Raw genomic sequence first — 16359 nt, forward strand, 5'->3', positions numbered from 1 at the left:
TGTATGTATAAGATCGCAGTAGAAAATCTGCCGGCATTATTCCGGAAAATTGCCGCAGACCAGGAATTATATTTACCGGTAAAGGTAAGTGAACAGGTGAACTTCAAGGCATGGAGTGAGGATGCAGAAGTTTCCCTTGAAACACTGAAAACCGTGAAATCACCGAAGGATGCTTTCTTTCCGCAGAGTGAAAATCTCTATACCTGTAAAAAAGATGGGAAAAATATCAGCATTGAGCCTCAGGCACTGAAAGACCAGAATCTTGTTGTATTCGGAATGAGAGCCTGTGATGTACAGGGCGTGAAGGTTCTTGACAATGTGTTCCTTGGAGATCCGGTGGATACTTTTTACCAGGCAAGAAGAGAACACGGAACCATCGTAGCTCTTGCCTGTCATGAACCGGAGGAAAGCTGCTTCTGTAAAGTATTTGGCATTGATGCTGCAGATCCGGAAGCAGATGTTGCAGCCTGGATCATCGAGGGAGAGCTTTTCTGGAAGCCTCTCACAGAAAAGGGAAATGCTCTGACAGAAGCTGTGAAGGAGCTTTTGGCAGATGCTGATGAGACAAAGGTAGAAGAGGAGAAGAAGGCAATCCGTGGTATTATCGAGCTTCTTCCATATACACATCTTTCACTGGAAGGATGGGCGCAGGAAGAATACATGGACCGTTTCAATTCTCCTGTATGGGAGAAACTGTACAAGCCTTGTCTTGCCTGCGGAACCTGTACCTTCGTATGTCCGACCTGTCAGTGCTATGACATTAAGGACTACGACACAGGGCACGGTGTTCACCGTTACCGCTGCTGGGATTCCTGCATGTACTCTGATTTTACCATGATGGCTCACGGAAACAACCGTACCAGCCAGATGCAGAGATTCCGTCAGAGATTTATGCATAAGCTTGTTTATTATCCGTTAAATAATGACGGCATGTTCTCCTGTGTTGGTTGCGGCCGCTGCGTGGAGAAATGTCCGGAATCTTTAAATATCGTAAAAGTCATCAAGGCCTTTGAAAAACAGGGAGGTGAAAAGAATGAGTGAATGTACCTGTCATAAAAATTATACACTGGATACGCTGATCCCCAAGGTTGGCGTGATCACAGATATCCGTCAGGAGACACCGGATGTAAAAACCTTCCGTGTGGAAGCTCCGGAGGGTGGAAAGCTTTTCGAGCATATGCCAGGACAGTGTGCCATGGTCTGTGCACCAGGCGTCAGTGAAGGTATGTTTTCCATTACTTCTTCTCCGACTGTAAAGGATTATCAGGAATTCAGTATCAAAAAATGCGGATCCCTTACCGATTATCTCCACAGCCTTCAGGTTGGAGATGAGATCGCAGTCCGCGGACCATACGGAAATCATTTTCCGGTGGAAGATAAGTTAAAGGGAAAAAATCTCCTGTTTATCGCAGGTGGAATCGGTCTGGCACCTCTTCGTTCCGTGATCAACTATGTGCTGGATAACCGTGAGGATTACGGAACAGTAGATATTCTCTATGGTTCCCGTTCCGCAGATGATCTGGTGCAGCTTAAGGAAATCCAGGAAGTATGGATGAAAACAGAAGGTGTAAATGTATATCTTACCATTGACCGCGAGCAGGAAGGCTGGGACGGTCATGTGGGATTTGTTCCGAATTATCTGAAGGAGATTGGTTTTGATACCAATAAGACCGCTCTGGTCTGCGGTCCGCCGATCATGATCAAATTCGTTCTGGCAGGACTGGAAGAGCTGGGCTTCTCCAGAGATCAGGTATATACCACACTGGAGCTTCGTATGAAATGCGGTGTCGGAAAATGCGGCCGCTGCAACATCGGAGACAAATACGTCTGTAAAGACGGCCCGGTATTCCGGTGCGATGAAATAGATGAATTGCCTAGTGAGTACTGATAAGCAAAAGAAAGGACTGGTAATCTCAAATGGAAAATAATATGGTAAACGTATATTTTTTCGGTAAAAAATACAGCGTTCCCGGTGATCTGACCATTATGACAGCTATGGAATATGCCGGTTATACATTAAAAAGAGGATGCGGCTGCAGACACGGATTCTGTGGCGCTTGTGCAACCATTTACAGGATCAAAGGTCAGAATGAGCTGAAAACCTGCCTTGCCTGTCAGACACAGGTAGAAGAAGGCATGTATGTGGCAAGCATCCCGTTTTTCCCTACAGACAAGAGACTTTATAATATAGAAGACCTTAAGCCAAACCAGCAGGTAATGATGGAGCTTTATCCGGAGATCTACAGCTGCATCGGATGCAATGCCTGCACAAAGGCCTGTACACAGGACTTAAATGTCATGCAGTATATTGCATATGCGCAGAGAGGCGAGCTTGAAAAATGTGCAGAGGAATCCTTTGACTGTGTAAGCTGCGGCTGCTGTTCCGTAAGATGTCCGGCAGGAATTTCCCATCCGATGGTAGGCCTTCTTGCAAGACGTCTCACCGGAAAATATATCGCACCGAAAAGCGAGCATCTGGAGAAACGTGTGGAAGAGATCCACGAGGGCAAATTTGACGATATGATCGAGAAGATCATGCAGAAGCCGATCACAGAGATGCAGGAACTTTACAACAGCAGAGAAATCGAGAAGTAGGAGGGCGTAAAACATGTATGCACCATATCCAGAAAATATGATGGAATCCATCAAAAAGGTAGAGGCTACAAGAGCAGAGCGTATGGCAACAGAGCCAAGACGTCTGAGTGCAGATGAGAAAGATGCTCTTCTCAAAAAATTCCATCCGGATTATAACCCGGATGCATTTGCAGAGATCAAGGTAGGACCGAACAAGGGACAGAAAGCACCACTGGAACTGACAAAAATGCTCCATTCAGAAAGCCGTCTGCTCAACGAAAAAATCGATCTTACAAAAATCGATTATGATGTAGATGTACTGATCATCGGCGGTGGCGGAGCAGGCTCTTCCTGTGCCATCGAGGCTCACAACGCAGGTGCCAACGTTATGATCGTTACAAAGCTCCGTATCGGTGACGCCAACACCATGATGGCAGAAGGCGGGATCCAGGCAGCAGATAAAGAAAATGATTCCCCGGTACAGCATTATCTGGACTGCTTTGGAGGCGGACATTTTGCAGCAAAACCGGAGCTGGTAAAAAGACTGGTAATGGAAGCCCCGGATGCGATCAAATGGCTCAACGACCTTGGTGTTGAGTTTGATAAAGCAGAAGACGGAACCATGGTCACTACACATGGTGGCGGTACATCCAGAAAGAGAATGCATGCTGCAAAGGATTATTCCGGATCAGAGATCATGCGTACTATCCGTGATGAGGTCTTAAATCTTAAGATCCCGGTAGTGGAATTTACCTCCGCTGTAGAACTTCTGAAGGATGAAAAGGGACAGGTATCCGGTGCAGTTCTTCTCAACATGGAAACCGGAGACTATTCCGTTGCAAGAGCAAAAACAGTTGTAATTGCAACCGGTGGTGCAGGAAGAATGCATTATCAGGGATTCCCGACCTCCAATCACTACGGAGCAACTGCTGACGGACTCGTGCTTGGATACAGAGCAGGCGCTTCCCTTCTTTACCAGGATTCTATCCAGTATCATCCAACAGGTGCGATCTATCCGTCACAGATCCTTGGTGCCCTGGTAACAGAGAAGGTTCGTTCCGTTGGTGCACAGCTTGTAAATGCAAACGGAGAAGCTTATATCCATCCGCTGGAAACTCGTGACGTAAATGCTTCCGGTGTTATCCGTGAGTGTGAGGAAGGCCGTGGCGTGGAAGTTCCAGGTGGACGAAAAGGTGTATGGCTGGATACTCCGATGATCGAGATCCTGGGCGGTGAGGGAACTATCGAAAAGAGGATCCCTGCCATGTTCCGTATGTACATGAATTACGGCATTGATATGAGAAAAGTTCCGATCGTAATCTACCCGACCCTTCATTATCAGAACGGTGGACTTGAGATCAACGGAGACGGCTTTACAAAAGAAATCCCGAACCTTCTGGTTGCAGGAGAGGCAGCAGGCGGAATCCACGGAAGAAACCGACTGATGGGCAACTCTCTTCTTGATGTAATTGTATTCGGACGAAATGCAGGTAAAAAAGCAGCTGCCAAATGCAAAGAGGTAGAGCTTGGCACCATGAATCTGGATCATATCAGAAAATATGAAGAGGAACTGAAAAATGCAGGAGTTGATACAGGAGACGTATCTCCTATGCTTCTGCCGAAATATGCCCGCCACGAACGTTAACAATATGTTATGATAATAAAAACATATGAGATAAGCGAAAGGAGTCTATTATGAGAGAAATCGAAGTAACCAGACTTACAGAGATTATCGAAAAACTCTGTATCGAAGCCAATGAACATCTCCCGGAAGATGTGAAGGATGCTATCAAAACCTGCCGTGCCTGCGAGGACGGTGAGATCGCAAAAGGTGTCCTTGATAACATTATCGAGAATTTTGATATCGCAGACAGTGAGAATGTTCCGATCTGTCAGGATACCGGAATGGCATGTGTATTCCTTGAAATTGGTCAGGATGTCCACTTTACAGGCGGAGATTTAAATGATGCCATCAATGAAGGTGTACGCCGCGGATACGATAAAGGTTACCTGAGAAAATCCGTTGTCAAGGATCCGGTACGCCGTGGAAACACAGGTGACAATACACCGGCTATGATCTATACAGAGATCGTTCCTGGAGATCAGGTGAAAGTAACTGTAGGACCAAAAGGCTTCGGAAGCGAGAATATGAGCCAGATCCGTATGTTCAAGCCATCTGCAGGCCTTCAGGGAATCAAGGATTTCATTCTTGAGGCTGTAGAAACTGCAGGTCCGAACCCATGTCCGCCTATGGTAGTTGGTGTTGGTATCGGAGGAACTTTTGACAAATGTGCACTTCTTGCAAAGAAAGCGCTGATGCGTCCTCTGAATACAGAGAACCCGGATCCTTACTATGCAGATCTTGAGAAAGAGATGCTGGAGAAGATCAACAAGCTTGGTATCGGACCTCAGGGCTTTGGCGGAAAGACCACAGCTATCGGTCTGAACATTGAGACTATGCCTACCCATATCGCAGGTATGCCATGTGCAGTTAACATCAACTGCCATGTAACACGTCATAAAACGGAGGTGCTTTAATATGGAAAGAAGAAAGATCACACTGCCTCTGACAAGAGAGCTGGCAAGAACTCTCCATGCGGGCGACCAGGTTTTACTGACAGGAACCATCTATACATCCCGTGATGCAGGTCACAAGAGAATGTGCGAGGCCCTTGCAAAAGGAGAAAAGATTCCTTTTGACCCTACAGATGCTACTATTTACTATGTAGGTCCGACTCCGGCAAAACCAGGCGAAGTCATCGGCTCCGCAGGCCCTACAACCAGCGGCCGTATGGATGCCTATGCACCGACTATGATGTCCGTAGGCGCCAGAGGAATGATCGGAAAAGGTGCCCGCCTTCCGGAAGTCGTAGATGCAATGAAAAAATATGACGGTGTATATTTCGGAGCCATCGGCGGTGCAGGTGCACTTCTTGCAAAATGCATCAAAAAAGCAGAGCTTATCGCTTATGAAGACCTGGGCGCAGAAGCACTCCGCAAGCTTTATGTGGAAGACATGCCGCTTGTAGTCATCATTGACAGCGAGGGAAATAACCTCTACGAAGAGGGACGTGCAGAGTACTTGAAAGACCACGCAGAATAATCTTTTGCTCTACAATATGATATTGTGATATATTTCAAAAAGGAATAAAAAGGATAAAAGTCCGACAGTAAATGCTGAAGATCCGTGCAGAAGCATTTGTTGTTGGACTTTTTAATTTGATCCTTTTTGAAAAAACATCACGATTAACGCAAATGCTGCTGCATAAACATCCTCCTCTGTGAAGCATAAAATTTTACCCGGATTTACAATAAATTTAACCATAAATCCGGTTGACAAAACCCGGCCGGGAACGTTATAATGGCCGGGTTGATAATAAAATTTAAGAAAAAAAGGCAGGTGAACAGAATGGACAGTTGTGATTCTCATGGGCGAAGTTGTAGCTCTCAGAGTGAAAGATGGAAAGAACAGAGCGAGATGAGACTGTTCCATTCTGTTTTAAGTGTACAGAATATTATGTCTGTATATCAGAAGGATATATTTGACAGGATGTATCGGTGACATCAGAATCTGTACGGTATTATTACATTATAATTGTAGCAGGATTATAATAGATATCTTTTTCATTCTTCTCATTCTGAGAATCTTACAGTAAGGCGATCATGTATAAATTCATTTCGCTTTATACTCAAATCCCAAGGAAACACAATCGAAAATCAAACAGCACATAGACATGCTTTAACATGTCTGTTTTTGGTGTGCGTGTTTTGTGCGAAACTATGTGAGGAGGATGAGAAAATGACAAAAAGAAATCAGGATTTTTCAAAAGATATTCTGAGTCTGATCCGAAGCAGTGTTTCTCCGGCAGTTTTAAGTGAAAGGCTGCAGGATTTCCACGAAAACGATCTGGCGGAAGTATTAAGAGAATTAAGCACTGCGGAGCGCAGCAGACTATACCGTATCCTGGAAAGCAGTATGCTGGCAGATGTTTTTGAATATCTGGAGGAAGAAGAAACTGTACAATATCTGGAAGAGATGGATGTAAAAAAAGCGGCAGCCATTCTTTCCAAAATGGAAACCGATGCCCTGGCAGATGTTTTAAAGCAGATCGATAAAGAAAAACGCAAGCTTCTGATCCAGCTTCTGGATGAACAGGTGCGGAAAGATATTGAAATGATCCGCTCCTTTGATGAGGATGAGATCGGAAGCAGAATGACAACGAACTGCATTGTGATCCGTGAAAACCTGACCGTAAAGCAGGCCATGAGTGAGCTGGTTTCCCAGGCGGCAGATAATGATAATATTTCTACGATCTTTGCAGTGACGGACAGAGGGGAGTTTTATGGAGCCCTGGATCTGAAGGATCTGATCACAGCAAGACAGGACCACCCTATGGAAGAGCTGATCGTAACTTCCTATCCATATGTGTATGGTACTGAGCAGATCGACGACTGTATGGAACGGCTGAAGGATTATTCTGAAGATTCCATTCCTGTATTGGACGATGACAATCGTTTCCTTGGAGTGATCACATCCGCAGGGATCATCGATCTGGTAGACGATGAGATGGGAGAGGATTATGCAAAGCTGGCCGGTCTGACTGCAGAGGAAGATCTGAAAGAACCTCTTTTTGAAAGCATGAAAAAAAGAATGCCCTGGCTGATCGTTCTTCTGGGCCTTGGTATGGTGGTATCTTCTGTTGTGGGAATGTTTGAAAAAGTAGTTACCTGTCTGCCGATCATCATGTGCTTTCAGTCTCTGATCCTGGATATGGCAGGAAATGTTGGAACCCAGTCCCTGGCTGTAACCATCCGTGTACTGATGGATGAAACGCTGACGGGCAGACAGAAAGCAGAGCTTGTGCTGAAGGAAATGCGGATCGGTCTTTGCAACGGTGGTCTGCTCGGCATTCTGTCTTTTGTACTGATCGGATTGTATATTTTCTTATTCAAAGGAAAAACACTCGTATTTGCCTATGCGGTATCCGGCTGTATCGGATTATCCCTGCTGGTGGCCATGCTGGTATCCAGTGCAGTGGGAACCTGCATACCGCTGTTTTTCAAAAAGGTTGGTGTGGACCCAGCAGTAGCCTCAGGTCCTTTGATCACTACGATGAATGACCTTGTAGCCGTGATAACATACTATGGAATGAGCTGGATATTCCTGATCGAGATGTTCCACCTGGCTGGCTGAGAGTAAAATGCAGCTATGCTCATAAAAATAGACAGATATCAGAGATCTGTCGAATAACAGAAAAGTTACCAATACAAAAAAATTCCGGATCGAAAGATTCGGGATTTTTCTTTACATACAAACAGAAAGCTATTATAATGAAAGACACGCTTTGCCCGTTTAAAACGTTGCAGAAATAAATACAAACAACGGGCAGAAAAAGAGAACAAAACGATCACATGGGGTGATTGGGGAAAGGAAACAGTAACATGATAGTAACAATAATCGAAAAGGTCTATACATTTCTGTGGGGAGATCTGATAAGGATCCCGCTTCCGGGAGGAAGTACGCTGGGAATCTCACTTCTGATCCTGCTTCTGATTCCGACCGGTATCTATTTTACCATCAGGACAAAGCTTCTGCCGATCCGTCTTTTTCCGGATATGGTACGAGCCCTGTCAGAAAAGAAAAGTGACAAAAATAATCTTTCAGCATTTCAGACGCTGATCGTATCTACAGCTACCCGTGTGGGAATGGGAAACCTGGTCGGTGTGGTAGCTGCGATCTCGGCAGGAGGTGCAGGAGCGGTATTCTGGATGTGGATCACGGCGCTGATCGGTTCCTCCACTGCTTTTATCGAAGCAACCTTGGCACAGCTCTATAAAGAAAAGGATCCTCTTTATGGTGGCTACAGGGGCGGTCCTGCCTACTATATCCACCGTTACTGGGAAGAAAAACAGGGCAGAAAACGAAAAAAGGTTCTGCTTTCCGTTCTGTTTGCCATTTCCGGCCTGATCTGCTGGTGTGGGATCAGTCAGGTTATCAGCAATTCCGTCACGGCATCTTTCAAAAATGCTTTTGATATTCCGCCGCTGTATACTACCATCGTGCTGGTAGTGATCGCAGCTGTGATCGTGCTTCGGAAGAATGCAACGGTTAAAGTTCTGGATCTTCTGGTGCCGGTGATGGCAGTGCTTTATTTTGTGATCACGCTGTTTATTATATTTACAAATCTTGGAAGTATGCCGGGAGTATTTAAACGGATTTTTGAAGAAGCTTTCGGATTTCGTCAGGCTGTTGCCGGCGGATTTGGCGTCGTGCTGATGAACGGAGTAAAAAGAGGCCTTTTTTCTAATGAGGCGGGAAGCGGCTCCGCTCCCTGTGCAGCAGCGGCAGCAGAATGTGACAGTCCGGTAAAAGCCGGATTTGTCCAGGCCCTGGGTGTATTTGTGGATACGATCGTGATCTGCAGCTGTACAGCTATGATCATGCTTCTGGCCCCGGAAGATCTGGTACAGGGACTTTCCGGAATGGAACTTCTTCAGACTGCCATGCATTATCATATGGGGCAGTTTGGAGTGATCTTTATTGCTGCAACATTGTTTATGTTCAGCTTTTCCACATTCCTGGGAATCCTGTTTTATGCAAGAGGCAATGTGGCTTATCTTTTTGGTGATAACTGGGGTTCACAGACAGGATATAAGGTGCTGGCACTGGTGATGCTGTTTATCGGTGGGATCGCGGCTTACACATTTGTATGGGATCTGGGAGATGTAGGAATCGGCCTGATGACGATCTTTAATATTTTCATGCTGTATCCTCTTGGGGAAAAAGCACTGAAAGAGCTGAAGATCTATGAATCGGAAAAGAAGAAAAAATAAAACTGTTTACAGACCTTGAGAGCATATGGTAATATCAGGGTAAAGCACTAAAAGATTAAAGAGTTCTGACAGCCGGAAGGAGTCAGACTCTGTGAAATATCAACGGTAAGTTGGATCAAGAGGAGGATATGAAAGATGTATATTACATGTCTGGACGTAGAAGGTGTACTGGTACCGGAGATCTGGATCGCATTTGCAGAGGCAAGCGGAATCCCGGAGCTCAAGAGAACAACTCGTGATGAGCCGGATTATGATAAGCTGATGAACTGGAGACTTGGAATTCTGAAAGAACATGGTCTGGGACTGAAAGAGATCCAGGAGACTATTGCAAAGATCGATCCCCTTCCGGGAGCAAAGGAATTTCTGGATGAGCTGAGATCCTTTTCCCAGGTGATACTGATCAGTGATACCTTTACACAGTTTGCAACTCCACTGATGGAGAAGCTTGGACGTCCGACACTTTTCTGTAATTCCCTAGAAGTAGCAGAGAACGGAGAGATCACAGGCTTTAAGATGCGCTGTGAGAAATCTAAGCTGACAACTGTGAAGGCACTGCAGTCCATGGGATTTGAGACTATCGCAAGTGGAGATTCCTACAATGATCTTGGAATGATCCAGGCAAGCAAAGCAGGCTTCCTTTTCCGCAGTACAGAGCAGATCCGTGCAGATCATCCGGAAATTCCTGCTTACGAAGAGTACGATGAACTTCTTGCAGCGATCAGAAAAGCAATGAAATGAAGAAGGGAAAGTCGGAATGATCAACGAAAGAATTGTGATCGAAGAAAAAACAAAGGACTATAATGAGGCATGGATAGAGACCTATTTCTGGCAGGAGTCGGAAGAACTCTATCCGGGACAGAAGCGTCCGGTCATAGTGATTTGTCCGGGCGGAGCTTATGGCATGACTTCTGACAGAGAGGCAGAAGCCATTGCTGTCCGGTTTATGGGAATGGGCTATCACGCAGTGGTACTTCGTTATAGTGTGGCACCTGCCAGATATCCGGTGGCTCTCCGTCAGCTGGCAAAAACAGTAGCTCTTCTCAGAGAGAACAGCGATAAGTGGCATATTGAAAAAAATAAGATCATTGTGTCCGGTTTTTCGGCAGGTGGCCATCTGGCAGCTTCTTTGGGAGTATTCTGGAATACGGAGGAGCTTGCCGGGATCACGGGAATGGAAAACGAGAGGATCCGTCCCAATGGCATGATCCTGAATTATCCGGTGATCACTTCAGGGGAAGCTGGTCATGAAGAAAGCTTTCGAAATCTTCTGGGAGATCGTTATGAGGAGCTGAAAGATCGGATGTCTCTGGAATTTCAGGTTACGGAAGATACACCCAGAACCTTTATCTGGCATACCTTTGAGGATCAGACGGTGCTGCTGGATAATACACTTCTCTTTGTTCAGGCACTCTATAAAAAGGGCATTCCAGTGGAGTATCATGTTTTTCCGCAGGGACCCCATGGGATCGGCCTGGCAAATGAGCTGACTGCCAACGAAAACGGCAGAGGAATTGCAAGAGCCTGTGAACCATGGAGTGAGCTTGCAGGAAAATGGCTGAACCGAGAATTCCCATGGTGGAACGGGGCAAAGATCGAAAGATAATACGAGACTGCTGTGTCGGATAAAATATCCTTTTTACCGGGAAACCGGTAGAGAGGGTATTTTTTATGATTGTGATGACTGCTGTATTTGTCGGCTGTTTTGTCTGGCTTATCTGATGATAAAAGCTTTGCAGGGTTTTGATGTGGATCTGGATCAACATTCACATTGCAGAAAGAAAGGAATTTTGATAATTATGGATAAAAATCAGATTTTTATTACCAGTGGTACGGAATATAAAAGAATGACAAAGGAGCTTCTGGAAAAAGCGGATCTTCAGTCCCATATCGGGGACAGAAAGAAAAAGATCGGGATCAAGCCGAATCTGGTTTCTCCTTCAGAGGCTTCTTGGGGTGCAACGACTCATCCGGAAGTGGTTGCAGGAATTATCGAATATCTGAAGGAGCATGGTTTCCGGGATATGGTGATGTTGGAGGGATCCTGGGTAGGAGATAAGACAAGGGAGGCCTTTGAGACCTGTGGCTTTGACAGGCTTGAGGAAGAGTATCAGGTGCCGTTCTGGGATATGCAGAAGGATAAGGGGATTTCTGTGGACTGCGGCGGCATGGAGCTGAATGTCTGTGAGCGGGTAAAGGAGCTTGATTTTCTGATCAATGTGCCGGTTCTGAAAGGCCATTGTCAAACAAAGATCACCTGTGCCCTTAAGAATATGAAGGGGTTGATCCCAAATAAGGAAAAGAGACGGTTTCATTCTCTGGGGCTTCATAAACCCATTGCTCATCTGAATATGGGGATACAGCAGGACTTTATTGTTGTGGATAATATCTGCGGGGATCTGGATTTTGAGGATGGCGGAAATCCTGTCGTGATGAACCGGGTGATGGCTGCCTGTGATCCGGTTCTTGTGGATGCATATGTGTGTCAGATGATGCATTATGAGGTAGCTGAGGTTCCTTATGTGAAGCTGGCAGGTGAGCTTGGCGTGGGCTGCTCAGATATTTCCAAAGCAGATGTCAGATTTCTGGAGGATGGTGCGGATCAGAGGATGCCGATATCCAGAAAGGTTGTGGAGCTTGCGGATGCCGTGGAGGAAGTGGAATCCTGCAGTGCCTGCTACGGGTATCTGATCCCGGCATTGGAGATGCTGAAGGAAGAGGGGCTTTTTGAGAAACTGGATGAAAAGATCTGCATCGGACAGGGGTATCGTGGTAAGACAGGAGTGCTTGGTGTGGGACACTGTACCTGTAAGTTTCAGAATTATGTGGAGGGGTGTCCGCCGTTGGAGGGGGATATATATGAGTTTTTGAAAGAGTATATTGGTGAACGGACGCCGGGGAAGTGACAGTCCTCCGGGCCGGACTCCGTCGGGGGATGCTGCTAAGGTTCCGTGAGCCGGCTAAAACCATTGCGGAAGGGCCCAGAACTCACCTTCGGCTCAAACAGCTGGGCCCTTCCGCAATAACGCCGTCTCCCGCAACCTAACCATCATCACCCCTTCTCCGTAGCAGCCCGGAGGACTGTCACTTCCCCGGCTGACGTTTCAGCCGGAGAGGTAGAAGCGGACGCGTGGTGTCCTGTCCTTACGTTTTGATGAGTTGAGCGTCCGCAGTTGGAGGTGTGGGAAGAATAGCGTCTGGTCAATAAATATTTTGGTGTTGCTCAATGTGTTGGAATGGTGGGAAGGATACGTCTTCTTGTTGAAAGGTGTTATGCCGATGAGATCGGCACAGCCTGGCGTTTTAAACAAACGCAAAATCCATCACCCTGTCAACAACGTAACATAACTAAAACGTACGGTTCATAGCGGGGCCTGAGGGAAGGGGTGCAGGGGAGGGGAAACGGCCTTTCGCAACTACGAGTGCTTCCCCTCCCCTGCGGTTTCACTTACGCTTCCAAAGCGTAAAAACATTTTTCAGAAAAAATTTTCAGAAAAAAAGAATCCTAAAGACATCTCTTTACAATCTCAATAATCTGCTCCATAGAAAACCGGCTGCTGTCAATACAGAGATCATACTGTGTCATATCCAGCCATTTGCTGTCTGTAAAGTATTCATAGTAAGCCTTTCTCTCTTTATCCATTTTTTTGACCAGTTTCCGTGCGCTGGCTTCTTCTCTGCCGGTACGGCGTATCACATTCTGAACTCTTTCCTCAAAAGGTGCATGGATAAAAAGTTTAAGTGATTTATCCTTCAGGATACTGGTTGCACAGCGGCCGACAATTACGCAGTCCTCTCTCTGCGGAAGGGACAGGATGATCTTTCTCTGGAGATCATAGAGCACATCGTTCATTGGTACAAAAGAGAAATTATCTGTAAACTGCAGCTCACTGTCAACGGGAAATACCCACTGACTGGCTTTTTTCTCGTCTACCTTTGCCAGGGTGTCGAAGGGGATATTGTTTTTCTTGGCAGCCATGTCGATCAGTTCTTTATCATAAAAACCGATGTCCAGGTTTTCAGCCAGAGTCTTGCCGATAAGGCGTCCGTTGCTTCCAAACATACGATTGATGGTGATAATACGTTTTGCCATAAAGATACCTCCTTTATCTCGGACCGGAAGCAGGAATATCTGATTTCCGGTAGTTTTTCTTACTTCTTTTATAACATATTTCGGTAAAAAATACCAGAAAATAATATATAATTTTTAAAATAATATTTAATATATACAAAAAATAATGGTAGCAGACAGAAAATATAATTAATTATTTGTATTTGTATATGAAAAATAGGATGCCTTTTTCACTGGGTTTTCACAGATCACACAAAGACTTTACACATTTTTTTTAAAAATATTTTTAAAACAGAGAGAACATACACAGCATATTTGGAGGTTAAGGAAAATGAAACGACGGCGTAAAAGGCTTATGGTGATCATCCCGTTTTCTACTATGACCAGGCTTGCGGATAATGTACTGGATGTGACCATGTTTTACGCATCCGGAGCAGATGAGGATAGCCTGGAGCCGGCAGAAAATGCGTTTACAGAGCTCCTGATGGAACGCTTTGAGCAGGACGAAGACGCTTTTTCCATTGTGGATCAGTCAGAGATCATGGAAGCCATGTCTGGTGTCACCAACACCATGTCTCTGATGATCGGTGTGCTTTTTGGCCTGTATCCGGCTAACAAGGCAGCATCCAGGAAGCCTATTGATGCGCTTCGGTATTCCGGCTAAAAAGAAATTATAATAACGTGATTTGTGAGATGGATTTTTTGTCAGAACAAATCGCGTTTTTTTATCTGGAAATCCGCACATTGATAAGGTATAATCTATAACAGTTAGAGGAATATCTCTGCCGGGAGGACGGAACTGCCGGCAGGGAACTGCCGAGAAAGGGATGACAGTAAATTTGAACATCGTGGAGAAATGTGTTTCATGCTTGAATATAAAAGAATCTTATGATCTGGCCAGGCGCATGGAACAGGAAAAAACAAATCCGGTTCTGGGATACCGTACAGCAGGCTCCCTGGCAGAGCGAAAAACCGGAGATATGCTTTTGGAAGAAATGAAAAAAGCCGGTTTCACACAGGTAGAAAAAGATAAGATCCGTGTGGATGCATGGGAATTTAAAAAAGCGGTGATGCGCTGCCATGACAGAGAGGGAACCTGCCGGGAGATCCAGCTTGGCGCATATCAGACAGATTTTAAGACCAATGGCTTTCAGAGGTTTGATCTGGTATATCTTGGAAAGGGTACAGCTGACGAATATAAGGATATCGATGTGAAAGGAAAGCTGGTTCTTATCGAGATCAATCAGAGAGAAGAATGGTGGATCAACTACCCGGTGTATCAGGCACACCTGAAGGGTGCAGCAGCTCTGATCGCCGTACAGAGCAGAGGATACGCACAGATCGATGATACGGCTTTGAATGCACAGGATATCGCAGGACCTTCCTGTGCGCCTGCATTTTCCATGTCACGGGCAGATTTTCTTATGATCCGTCAGCTGATGGAGGAAAAAAATGAGAATGGGAATCGTGTTCCGGAGCTTTCCGTGGAATTTGATGCGGACACAGAGGTGATCAAAGACCAGTATACCTACAATATCGTTGGCAAAATCCCGGGAACCGATTCGGATTCCATGATCCTGTTAAGTGCTCACTATGATTCCTATTTTGAGGGATTTCAGGACGATAATGCGGCAGTGGCCATGATCATTGGAATTGCCAGGGCGCTGCTCCGTGGTGGCTATAAACCTCGCCATACTATTGTGGTATGTGCTCTTGCAGCAGAAGAATGGGGGATTTCCGACACAAAATATGACTGGTCCACAGGTGCTTACCGCCAGGTATTTGATGCGAGACCGGAGTGGCAGGGGCACGTGATCGCAGATCTGAATTTTGAGCTTCCGGCTCATGCACACAGTACCAGAGATGCAGTACGATGTACCTATGAGTATGCGGATTTTGTGCGTAGCTTCGTGGATGCTGTGCAGATGCCGGAGGGGATTTATCCGGAGGGCATGACCACGTTGTACCCCATTGAAACCTGGTCTGATGATTTTACCATGGCTATTTCCGGGATCCCGTCCATGGTCAATGATTTCAGCGGTGGTCCGTTTATGGAAAATTATTATCATTCCCAATACGATAACCAGGATGTTTATGAGGAAGAGGTATACAGATTCCATCATGAATTTTATCTGAAACTTCTTCTGGCTATTGACAGCCTTGCTCTGCCGCCAATGGATTTCGGGCGGGTACTGGACCAAAGTATTAAGACCCTGGATACGGATCTGTGTATGCAGATCGGCGCCGACAGTACACTCCTTCTGAAAAAAACAGAAGAGGCAAAAAAAGCGGCTGCCATCCTTGCAGAGCAGGTACGGCACTTCAACAGCCTTCCGGAAGAAAAACGTGACTGGAAAAAAGCCGATGCCATTACCGAAAAGCTTCTCGGTGTATTCCGGAAATCCCAGGATTATCTGGTACGTCTGGACTGGGATGACAATGTGATCTTTCCGCAGCAGGCAGTGCAGAACAATCTTTATGCACTGAAGAAAGCGATGGGATATCTGGAAAAAGGAGAGATCGCACCTGCGCTGGAGGCTTTTTACAGTATTGACAACAACTGTTATGCCTTTCAGTTTGAGCGGGAAGTCTTTTATCATTTTACGGAATATATCTTGAAGCAGTCCCCGGATCGCCTGATGTGGGGGAAGGGCAGGATCATCCACCATGAGAACCTTTATGATCTTGTGGAAAGTCTGAAGGAAAAGAAGCCGGGTGACAGTCTGGAGGCAGAAAAGCAGAGCCTCAAGGAAGCCTGGGAAAGACAGAAGCGTTATTATGCCGATGATATTGAATATCTGATCCGTGCAGTGGAAAAGCTCAGGAATCTGATCTGCGAGGTCAGTGATATGTTTGAAAAAGGAACAGAATAAAACCATACC

14 protein-coding genes are annotated in these 16359 nt (G+C 45.8%); 13 read left to right on the forward strand and 1 reads right to left on the reverse strand.

Annotated features, from left to right (window positions below; all coding sequences use genetic code 11):
• Positions 1-3 precede the first annotated feature (3 nt).
• From DW694_RS10410 to DW694_RS10460, 11 genes are all read left to right on the forward strand, one after another.
• Positions 4-1041, forward strand: a complete 1038-nt coding sequence (locus DW694_RS10410; protein WP_118752950.1) for a 4Fe-4S dicluster domain-containing protein — start codon at positions 4-6, stop codon at positions 1039-1041.
• Positions 1034-1888 (forward strand): FAD/NAD(P)-binding protein, encoded by an 855-nt coding sequence (locus DW694_RS10415; RefSeq protein WP_092068929.1) that lies wholly within the window; start codon positions 1034-1036, stop codon positions 1886-1888. The genes DW694_RS10410 and DW694_RS10415 overlap by 8 nt, the downstream gene beginning before the upstream one ends.
• Positions 1889-1917: 29 nt before the next feature.
• On the forward strand, positions 1918-2595 hold the full coding sequence (locus tag DW694_RS10420) for a 4Fe-4S dicluster domain-containing protein (RefSeq protein ID WP_118168577.1): 678 nt from the start codon (positions 1918-1920) through the stop codon (positions 2593-2595).
• Between the two features lie 13 nt (positions 2596-2608).
• Positions 2609-4219 (forward strand): FAD-dependent oxidoreductase, encoded by a 1611-nt coding sequence (locus DW694_RS10425; protein WP_021652989.1) that lies wholly within the window; start codon positions 2609-2611, stop codon positions 4217-4219.
• 50 nt (positions 4220-4269) lie between these two features.
• Positions 4270-5112 carry a fumarate hydratase gene (locus DW694_RS10430; protein ID WP_118752951.1) on the forward strand — a complete coding sequence of 281 codons (843 nt, stop codon included), beginning with the start codon at positions 4270-4272 and terminating at the stop codon, positions 5110-5112.
• Position 5113: 1 nt separating this feature from the next.
• The gene (locus DW694_RS10435; protein WP_022426051.1) at positions 5114-5677 is read left to right on the forward strand and encodes a Fe-S-containing hydro-lyase; all 564 of its coding nucleotides are present in this window, start codon (positions 5114-5116) and stop codon (positions 5675-5677) included.
• A gap of 696 nt (positions 5678-6373) precedes the next feature.
• Positions 6374-7768 carry a magnesium transporter gene (gene mgtE, locus DW694_RS10440; RefSeq protein WP_015524706.1) on the forward strand — a complete coding sequence of 465 codons (1395 nt, stop codon included), beginning with the start codon at positions 6374-6376 and terminating at the stop codon, positions 7766-7768.
• Positions 7769-8016: 248 nt separating this feature from the next.
• Positions 8017-9408 carry an alanine/glycine:cation symporter family protein gene (locus tag DW694_RS10445; RefSeq protein WP_118752952.1) on the forward strand — a complete coding sequence of 464 codons (1392 nt, stop codon included), beginning with the start codon at positions 8017-8019 and terminating at the stop codon, positions 9406-9408.
• Between the two features lie 135 nt (positions 9409-9543).
• Positions 9544-10146: a bifunctional phosphoserine phosphatase/homoserine phosphotransferase ThrH gene (gene thrH, locus DW694_RS10450; RefSeq protein WP_114002634.1), complete on the forward strand. Its 603-nt coding sequence runs from the start codon at positions 9544-9546 to the stop codon at positions 10144-10146.
• A 16-nt stretch (positions 10147-10162) separates the two neighbouring features.
• A complete protein-coding gene (locus tag DW694_RS10455; RefSeq protein WP_118752953.1) occupies positions 10163-11011 on the forward strand; it encodes an alpha/beta hydrolase in 849 nt (282 codons plus the stop codon).
• A gap of 193 nt (positions 11012-11204) precedes the next feature.
• Positions 11205-12311, forward strand: coding sequence for a DUF362 domain-containing protein (locus DW694_RS10460; RefSeq protein WP_118752954.1), 1107 nt, complete (start codon positions 11205-11207; stop codon positions 12309-12311).
• Between the two features lie 599 nt (positions 12312-12910).
• Here the strand turns inward: DW694_RS10460 and DW694_RS10465 are convergent.
• Positions 12911-13498, reverse strand: coding sequence for a cytidylate kinase-like family protein (locus DW694_RS10465; RefSeq protein ID WP_015524710.1), 588 nt, complete (start codon positions 13496-13498; stop codon positions 12911-12913).
• Positions 13499-13808: 310 nt separating this feature from the next.
• Here DW694_RS10465 and DW694_RS10470 point away from each other — a divergent pair, with 310 nt between their 5' ends.
• Positions 13809-14141, forward strand: a complete 333-nt coding sequence (locus DW694_RS10470; protein WP_118752955.1) for an ABC transporter permease — start codon at positions 13809-13811, stop codon at positions 14139-14141.
• Between the two features lie 205 nt (positions 14142-14346).
• Entirely contained in the window at positions 14347-16350 is a 2004-nt protein-coding gene (locus DW694_RS10475; RefSeq protein WP_330577239.1) for a M28 family peptidase, read from the forward strand.
• Positions 16351-16359: the final 9 nt, after the last annotated feature.

The sequence above is a fragment of the Ruminococcus sp. AM26-12LB genome (assembly GCF_003480785.1).
Lineage (GTDB): Bacteria > Bacillota > Clostridia > Lachnospirales > Lachnospiraceae > Blautia_A > Blautia_A fusiformis.

What these genes read in the sequence shown, in the direction of transcription:
- DW694_RS10465 (WP_015524710.1), bottom strand. Translation starts at nt 13,498, where the DNA reads ATGGCAAAACGTATTATCACCATCAATCGTATGTTTGGAAGCAACGGA.
- thrH (WP_114002634.1), top strand. Translation starts at nt 9,544, where the DNA reads ATGTATATTACATGTCTGGACGTAGAAGGTGTACTGGTACCGGAGATC.
- DW694_RS10410 (WP_118752950.1), top strand. Translation starts at nt 4, where the DNA reads ATGTATAAGATCGCAGTAGAAAATCTGCCGGCATTATTCCGGAAAATT.
- DW694_RS10420 (WP_118168577.1), top strand. Translation starts at nt 1,918, where the DNA reads ATGGAAAATAATATGGTAAACGTATATTTTTTCGGTAAAAAATACAGC.
- DW694_RS10430 (WP_118752951.1), top strand. Translation starts at nt 4,270, where the DNA reads ATGAGAGAAATCGAAGTAACCAGACTTACAGAGATTATCGAAAAACTC.
- DW694_RS10470 (WP_118752955.1), top strand. Translation starts at nt 13,809, where the DNA reads ATGAAACGACGGCGTAAAAGGCTTATGGTGATCATCCCGTTTTCTACT.
- DW694_RS10425 (WP_021652989.1), top strand. Translation starts at nt 2,609, where the DNA reads ATGTATGCACCATATCCAGAAAATATGATGGAATCCATCAAAAAGGTA.
- DW694_RS10455 (WP_118752953.1), top strand. Translation starts at nt 10,163, where the DNA reads ATGATCAACGAAAGAATTGTGATCGAAGAAAAAACAAAGGACTATAAT.
- DW694_RS10435 (WP_022426051.1), top strand. Translation starts at nt 5,114, where the DNA reads ATGGAAAGAAGAAAGATCACACTGCCTCTGACAAGAGAGCTGGCAAGA.
- mgtE (WP_015524706.1), top strand. Translation starts at nt 6,374, where the DNA reads ATGACAAAAAGAAATCAGGATTTTTCAAAAGATATTCTGAGTCTGATC.
- DW694_RS10415 (WP_092068929.1), top strand. Translation starts at nt 1,034, where the DNA reads ATGAGTGAATGTACCTGTCATAAAAATTATACACTGGATACGCTGATC.
- DW694_RS10445 (WP_118752952.1), top strand. Translation starts at nt 8,017, where the DNA reads ATGATAGTAACAATAATCGAAAAGGTCTATACATTTCTGTGGGGAGAT.
- DW694_RS10460 (WP_118752954.1), top strand. Translation starts at nt 11,205, where the DNA reads ATGGATAAAAATCAGATTTTTATTACCAGTGGTACGGAATATAAAAGA.